A 7,691-nucleotide genomic window follows, 5' to 3' on the forward strand; every position below is an offset into this window, starting at 1 on the left:
GACGGCGTCAACGACGCGCCGGCGCTTGCCGCCGCCGATGTCGGCATCGCCATGGGAACAGGCGCCGATGTCGCGGTCGAGAGTGCCGGCATCACTTTGGTCAAGGGCGACCTGAACGGTATCGTCCGCGCCCGCACCCTGGCCCAGGCGACCATCGGTAACATCCGGCAGAACCTGTTCTTCGCCTTCCTCTACAATGTGCTCGGCGTGCCGGTCGCCGCCGGCGTGCTCTATCCGCTCACCGGCACGCTTTTGTCGCCGATGCTGGCGGCGGCGGCGATGAGCCTGTCCTCCGTCTCGGTGATCGCAAACGCATTGCGGCTCAGAACATTGAAACTCTGAGATCAACTCCCAGATACGAAACCCAACCAACAGGAGACCATGAATGACCTTGGCTAAAAAACTCGTGCTGCTGCTGATGGCCGCCGGAATGCTGCTTGCCGTCTTCCTCGAAAGCGTGCCGGCGCAGAGCGAGGAGATGAAGCACGACATGGGCGCCATGGGGGCGGAAGGCCCTTCGACGGCGGGCTACAAGGCGGCTATGGACAAGATGCATACCGGCATGATGGCCTCGCAATATACCGGCAATGCCGATGTCGATTTTGTCCGCGGCATGATTCCGCATCATCAGGGCGCGATCGACATGGCCAAGGTCGAGCTGGCCAACGGCAAGGATCCGGAGATCCGCAAGCTCGCCGAAGGCGTCATCGCCGCGCAGGAAGCCGAAATCAAGCAGATGCAGGACTGGCTCGCCGCCCATCCGGTGAAGTAAGCTTCCGGCATCGCCAAGCAGGGCCCGGCGAGAACTCCGTCCGGAGTCTCGTCGCGGCTCGATGCGATCGGGTACCACGGAGCCAGCCATGGAATCGAGCGTCAGGACCACCACGCTGCCCTGCGGCGAGGCCATACCCGTTCTCGGCCAGGGTACGTGGAAGATGGGCGAGGATTCGCGCCGGCGCTCCGAGGAGGTAGATGCGCTCAAGCTCGGTCTCGATCTCGGCGTCACGCTGATCGACACCGCCGAAATGTATGCCGGCGGCGGTGCGGAAGAAGTGGTGGCCAAAGCCATTGCCGGGCGCCGCGCCGAGGTCTTCCTGGTCTCGAAGATACTGCCTTCCAACGCTTCGCGGGCCGGCGTGCAGCGCGCTTGCGAGAACAGCCTTAGGCGCCTCGCCACCGACCGCATCGATCTCTATCTTCTGCATTGGCCGGGCAGCGTGCCCCTATCGGAAACAGTCGAAGCCTTCGAGGCGCTGAAAAAAGCCGGCAAGATCCGGCATTGGGGCGTCAGCAATTTCGACACCGACGAGATGCAGGAATTGGCGTTCCTGTCCGACGGCGACAAGGTACAGACCAACCAGGTGCTCTACAATCTGGTCCGCCGCGGCCCGGAATTCGATCTCACGCCCTGGATGAGGAAACGTGGCATCCCACTGATGGCCTATTCGCCGGTGGAGCAGGGCGCGCTGGCACATAATGCCAGGCTCGCCGCAGTCGCAGCCCGTCACGGCGCAACCGCGGCGCAAATCGCCCTGGCCTGGGTAATCCAGCAGGACGGCGTCATCGCCATTCCCAAGGCCGGCAGCCAGGAGCACGTCCGCCAGAATTTTGCCGCGCTGGACATAAAGCTTACGCCGCAGGACATCGCCGATCTCGACAGTGCGTTCCCGCCACCCAGCCGCAAGCGCGGGCTGGAGATGATCTGACTACTTCCCCGCCAGTCCCTTCAGCCGGTAAAGCGCCTCCAGCGCTTCCTTTGGCGTCATCTCGTCGGGGTTGAGGTCACCTAGTGCTGCGCCCAGCGCGTCGCTCTTCACCGGCCTTGGCGCTTCCCGCTTTACCGCCACCGAAAACAGCGGCAGGTCGTCGACCAGCCGGTTGGTCTTGCCGGAGACCTCGCCTTCCTCCAACTGGTGCAGCACCGCCTTGGCCCGGTCGACCACCGCTTCCGGCAAGCCGGCGAGCCGCGCCACCTGCACGCCGTAGGAGCGGTCGGCGGCGCCCTTGCCGACCTCGTGCAGGAAAACGACGTCGCCTTCCCATTCCTTGACCCGCATGGTGACGTTGGAGAGCCGCGCCAGCTTGCCTGCGAGCGAGGTCATTTCGTGGAAATGGGTAGCGAAGATCGCCCGGCAGCGGTTCTTCTCGTGCAGATATTCGACCGCCGCCCAGGCGATCGACAGGCCGTCGAACGTTGCGGTGCCGCGGCCGATCTCGTCGAGGATCACCAGCGCGCGTTCGCCGGCCTGGTTGAGGATCGCCGCGGTCTCGACCATCTCGACCATGAAGGTCGAACGGCCGCGCGCCAGATCGTCCGACGCGCCGACGCGCGAGAACAGCCGGTCGACGACGCCGATATGGGCAGACGCCGCCGGCACGAAGGAGCCGGTCTGGGCCAGGATCGCGATCAGCGCGTTTTGCCGCAGGAACGTCGACTTACCACCCATATTCGGGCCGGTCAGCAGCCAGATCGCGCCGTTCTTGGCATTCCCCTCCGGCGAGAGGTCACAATCATTGGCGACGAAAGGGCCTTCGCCCGAACGGCGCAGCGCCTGTTCGACCACTGGATGCCGGCCGCCGGAAATCTCGAAGGCAAGGCTGGAATCCACCACCGGCCGGCACCAGCTCTCGCTTTCCGACAAAAGCGCAAGTGCCGCCGACACGTCGAGCACGGCGAGCGCATCGGCGCCGGCGCGGATCGCCTCGGCCTCGCCGACCGCCTCCGCCGTCAGCGCATCGAAGGCGGCCAGTTCGATGCTCAGCGCGCGGTCGGCGGCATTGGCGATCTTGGTCTCCAGTTCGGCGAGTTCGGTCGTGGTGAAGCGCATGGCATTGGCCATGGTCTGGCGGTGGATGAAGCGCGCCTTGGCGCCATCGCTGCCGGTCATGACGGCATGATGGTTGGCCGTCACTTCGATGTAGTAACCGAGCACGTTGTTGTGCCGGATCTTCAGGGAACGGATGCCGGTCTCCTCGATCAGGGAGCGCTCCAGACCGGCGATCACTTTGCGCGACTCGTCGCGCAGCGCCCGCATCTCGTCGAGTTCGGCATGGTAGCCGCCGCGGACGAAACCGCCGTCGCGTTTGAGCAGCGGCAGTTCCTCGCCGAGCGCCTGGGTGAGATGTTGGGCAAGTGTCTTGGGCAGCGCCTGAATTGCGGCCATTGCGCCGGCCAATTCCTGGGGCAGGGCGATCGCGGCAAAGGTTTCCGCGATGGCGTCTGCCGCCTCCAAGCCGGCGCGGAGCGCGCCGAGATCGCGTGGGCCGCCCCGGTTGAGCGCCAGCCTGGACAGGGCACGCGGCATATCGGCGACACTCTTCAGGCTCATCCGCACTGCCTGGCAAAGCCGCACTTCGGAACGGAAGAACGACACCGAATCCAGCCGTGCGCCGATGGCCGCCGGGTCGGTGAGCGGCGCCATCAGCCGGTCGGCGAGCAGCCTCGCGCCGCCGCCGGTCACCGTGCGATCGATCGCCTTGAATAGCGAACCCTCGCGGCTGCCGGACAGCGTGCGCAGCAGTTCGAGATTGCCGCGCGTCGCCGGGTCGATGAACAGGGTCGAGCCCTGCTCCTCGCGTTCGGGCCGCGACAGCGGCGGCCGTTCGGCCTTTTGCGTCTTCTCGACATAGGCGATGGCGCCCGAGATCGCCGACAGTTCGGCGCGCGAAAACGTGCCGAAACTGTCTGGTGTCGCCACCTCGAAGAAGCGCGCGATCCGTCCCGTGGCCGAGGCCGAATCGAACAGCGAAGGCGGCTGTGGGCTGGCGACACGTCCGAGCACGTCGAAAACCGGCTTCAGCTCGGGATCGTGGAACACCGGCTCGGCGACGATCAGCTCACGCGGATCGACACGGAAGATGTCGGCGAGCAGCCGGTCGGCGGTGGTCTCCGCGACGCGGAAGGCGCCGGTCGAGATGTCGATCCAGGCAATTGCAAAGCTTCCTTGGTTCCCTGTCGCGCTGCCGCGCTCCCCGCCTCTTGGCTCCACTCCGCCCTTCACCCTGCCCAGCGCCATCAGGAAACTCGATTCCGACGGCGCCAGCAATTTGTCCTCGGTGATGGTGCCCGGCGTTACCAGCCGCACCACATCGCGGCGCACCACCGATTTGGAGCCGCGTTTCTTGGCCTCGGCCGGATCCTCGGTCTGCTCGCAGACGGCAACGCGGAATCCCTGCCCGATCAGCTTCTGCAGGTAATCGTCGGCCGCATGCACCGGCACGCCGCACATCGGAATGTCGTGGCCCTGATGCTTGCCGCGTTTGGTCAAGACGATGCCCAGCGCCCGGCTCGCCTTCTCGGCATCGTCGAAGAACAGCTCGTAGAAATCGCCCATGCGGTAGAACAGCAGCGAATCCGGGTTAGCCGCCTTGATCTCGATGAATTGCTCCATCATCGGCGTGACGGCGGCAGCGCCGGGCTGCGGCGGCGTCATCACCTCGGGGGCGGCGTCGGGCTCGTTCGGGCTATGCATGTTCATGGCGCGGCACGCTAGCAGATGTGATGGCGCGGTTTAATGCCGGGGGTCTAGAAAGCAGGGGAAGACCGCAAGCCATCTTCCATGGAAGGGCTATTCAGCCTGCATTGTTCGATGGTGTGATCGCGAATATCTGTCGTCTTGGAGTATAGTGGCGGGGCATCATGGACAGGGACGGGCACGAAACGTTCGAGGAGATGGTGGGACGTCTTTTTCGATCCGGACTATTGCATCATCTGCATCATCGCCGAGCCCGATCCGGCGCGCCGTCGAGACGTTGCGCCACCGCGCCATTCCGCGCGAGGAGATTCGCAGCCGCTGGCCAAGGTGCGGGCTCAACGGCAGGAACTCACAGTATTCCTGGCCGACCTGCTGAAGAGACTGGGAAGCAGCCAACCGCCGCTATCGCAATGGCCGTTCCCCGGAACCAGGACGCTGCGGCGATGGGCAACGGCCCGCCAGCATGCGCATGAAATCATGGCATCCAGGATGGCGCGGAATGGCTCCTGACCGAGCGTGTCCGCTTTGAAGCAGCTTTGCTGAGCTTCGTGGTTTACACGTGGCGGCCCGTGGTCTTAATTCGCAAGCACACAGGCACCCGCTTCAAGGAGGTGTCCCACCGGCGAGGAAATCAAAAGCATCATGGCCAGGAAAACCGAGAACAACGGTCCGTCCGTCAGCGCGCAGGAAGCGCTCGAATTCCATGCCATGGTCAGGCCCGGCAAGCTGGAGATCGTCGCCACCAAGCCGATGACGACGCAGCGCGATCTCAGCCTCGCTTATTCGCCTGGTGTCGCCGTGCCCGTGCGCGCCATCGCTGAGGATCCATCGAGAGCCTTCGACTACACGACGCGCGGCAACATGGTCGCTGTCATCTCCAATGGCACCGCCATCCTTGGCCTCGGCAATCTCGGCGCGCTGGCCTCCAAACCGGTGATGGAAGGCAAGGCGGTGCTGTTCAAGCGCTTCGCCGATGTCGATTCCATCGACCTCGAGGTCGATACCGAGGATGCCGACGAGTTCATCAATTGCGTGCGCTTCCTCGGCCCCTCCTTCGGCGGCATCAACCTGGAAGACATCAAGGCGCCGGAGTGCTTCATCATCGAGCAGCGCCTGCGCGAACTGATGGACATCCCGGTCTTCCACGACGACCAGCACGGCACGGCCATCATCTCGGCCGCGGGCCTGATCAACGCGCTGGAGGTCACCGGCCGCGACATGAAGACCACGAAGCTGGTCTGCAATGGCGCGGGCGCCGCAGGCATCGCCTGCATCGAACTGATGAAGGCGATGGGTTTTTCGCCCGAAAACATCACCTTGTGCGATACCAAGGGCGTGGTCTTCCAGGGTCGCACCGAGGGCATGAACCAGTGGAAGTCGGCGCATGCGATCAAGACCGATGCGCGCAGCCTGGCCGAAGCGCTCGACGGCGCCGATGTCTTCCTCGGCCTTTCCGCCAAGGGGGCGCTGACCACCGCCATGGTGCAGTCGATGGCCAAGAACCCGATCATCTTCGCCATGGCCAATCCCGATCCCGAGATCACCCCGGAGGAAGTGGCCGAGATCCGCACTGACGCCATCATGGCCACCGGGCGCTCGGACTACGCCAATCAGGTCAACAACGTACTCGGCTTCCCCTACATCTTCCGCGGCGCGCTGGATGTCAGGGCCACCACCATCAACGACGACATGAAGATCGCCGCCGCCCGTGCGCTCGCCGAACTGGCGCGCCAGGACGTGCCCGACGACGTCGCCGCCGCTTATCAGGGCAACCGGCCGAAATTCGGTCCCAACTACATCATTCCGGTGCCGTTCGACCCGCGCCTGATCTCGGCCATCCCGATTGCCGTGGCCAAGGCGGCAATGGATTCGGGCGTCGCCCGCAAGCCTATTCTCGATCTCGACCGTTATGCGCAGGAGCTTTCCGCCCGCCGCGACCCGATCGCCTCGACCCTGCAGCGTATCTATGACCGCGTGCGCCGCCAGCCCAAGCGCATCGTCTTCGCCGAAGGCGAGGAGGAGCAGGTGATGCGCGCCGCCGTCTCCTATGTGAACCAGCGGCTCGGCACCGCCATCCTGCTTGGCCGCGACGACGTCATCAAGGAGAACGCCAGGCACGCCGGCATCGACTTGAACAAACAAGGCATCGAGATCATCAATGCGCGTCTGTCGCGCCGCAATTCGATCTACACCGACTATCTCTACGAACGCATGCAGCGCAAAGGCTTCCTGTTCCGCGACTGCCAGCGGCTGATCAACAACGACCGCAACCATTTCGCCGCCTGCATGGTGGCGCTGGGCGATGCCGACGGCATCGTCACGGGCGTCACCCGCAACTATTCGACCGCACTCGACGATATCAGGCGCGTCATCGACGCCAAGCCCGGCCACCGCGTCATCGGCGTCTCGATCGTGTTGGCGCGCGGCCGCACGGTGATCGTCGCCGACACCGCAGTGCACGACATGCCCAACGCCGAGCAGATCGCCGACATCGCCGAGGAGGCCGCCGGATTTGCCCGCCGCATGGGCTATGAGCCAAGGCTCGCCATGCTCGCCTATTCCACCTTCGGCCACCCGCAGGGCGAGCGTTCCGAGCGCATCCAGGAAGCCGTGCGCATCCTCGACAAGCGCCGCGTCGATTTCGAATATGACGGCGAAATGGCAGCCGACGTGGCGCTCAACGCCCGCGCCATGGCGCAATATCCGTTCATAAGGCTCACCGGCCCGGCCAATGTGCTGATCATGCCGGCGTTCCACTCGGCCTCGATCTCGACCAAGATGCTGCAGGAACTCGGCGGTTCGACCGTCATCGGCCCGCTGCTGGTCGGCCTGAACAAGCCGGTGCAGATCGTCTCGCTGAACGCCAAGGACTCGGACATCGTGAATATGGCAGCGATCGCGGCGTATACGGCGGGGACTTGAGGAGCGGTCGGCGTGGCGGACGAAAGCTGGCGATCAGACTGGGTCTCTCACCCCGGCGCGAACACCCGCGCGGCCTCGACCACCTCCTCCGCCCGATCCTGGCGCAACAGGTCGATCGGAATGCGGCCGTCGAGCTGTGCCGCTGGGCGGGTCAGCCACAGCCATGCGAGCCTTGGATTGCCGATGAGCTCCAGCACATCGCTTATGCCCGCCACCGGCCTGCCGTCGACGAACTGCGCCAGTGGGAAGACGTGCTTGCGACCGCCCTTGCGCAGCGCGATGACGTCGCCCCGC

The 7,691-nt window shown here is 64.8% G+C and carries 5 protein-coding genes and 1 pseudogene; 4 read left to right on the plus strand and 2 right to left on the minus strand.

Going from position 1 to position 7,691, the window contains the following annotated elements; translation table 11 throughout:
• The 3 genes and pseudogenes from O7A61_RS29690 to O7A61_RS29700 form a co-directional block, all read left to right on the plus strand.
• A pseudogene (locus O7A61_RS29690) lies at nucleotides 1-342 on the plus strand (copper-transporting ATPase); the annotation flags it as partial.
• Between the two features lie 43 nt (nucleotides 343-385).
• Entirely contained in the window at nucleotides 386-772 is a 387-nt protein-coding gene (copM, locus tag O7A61_RS29695) for a CopM family metallochaperone (protein WP_337132780.1), read from the plus strand.
• A gap of 88 nt (nucleotides 773-860) precedes the next feature.
• Nucleotides 861-1,706: an aldo/keto reductase gene (locus tag O7A61_RS29700; RefSeq protein ID WP_337132781.1), complete on the plus strand. Its 846-nt coding sequence runs from the start codon at nucleotides 861-863 to the stop codon at nucleotides 1,704-1,706.
• Here the strand turns inward: O7A61_RS29700 and mutS are convergent, their stop codons facing one another.
• Nucleotides 1,707-4,478, minus strand: coding sequence for a DNA mismatch repair protein MutS (gene mutS, locus O7A61_RS29705; protein WP_337132782.1), 2,772 nt, complete (start codon nucleotides 4,476-4,478; stop codon nucleotides 1,707-1,709).
• Nucleotides 4,479-5,117: 639 nt separating this feature from the next.
• On the opposite strand from mutS, the gene O7A61_RS29710 reads away from it, so the two are divergent.
• Nucleotides 5,118-7,397: an NADP-dependent malic enzyme gene (locus tag O7A61_RS29710; RefSeq protein ID WP_337132783.1), complete on the plus strand. Its 2,280-nt coding sequence runs from the start codon at nucleotides 5,118-5,120 to the stop codon at nucleotides 7,395-7,397.
• A 47-nt stretch (nucleotides 7,398-7,444) separates the two neighbouring features.
• On the opposite strand, the gene O7A61_RS29715 is transcribed toward O7A61_RS29710, so the two are convergent.
• On the minus strand, nucleotides 7,445-7,691 hold a 247-nt coding region (locus O7A61_RS29715; RefSeq protein ID WP_337132784.1), incomplete at its 5' end, for an antitoxin Xre/MbcA/ParS-like domain-containing protein.

Source organism: Mesorhizobium sp. Cs1321R2N1, from assembly GCF_037179725.1.
Lineage (GTDB): Bacteria > Pseudomonadota > Alphaproteobacteria > Rhizobiales > Rhizobiaceae > Mesorhizobium > Mesorhizobium salmacidum.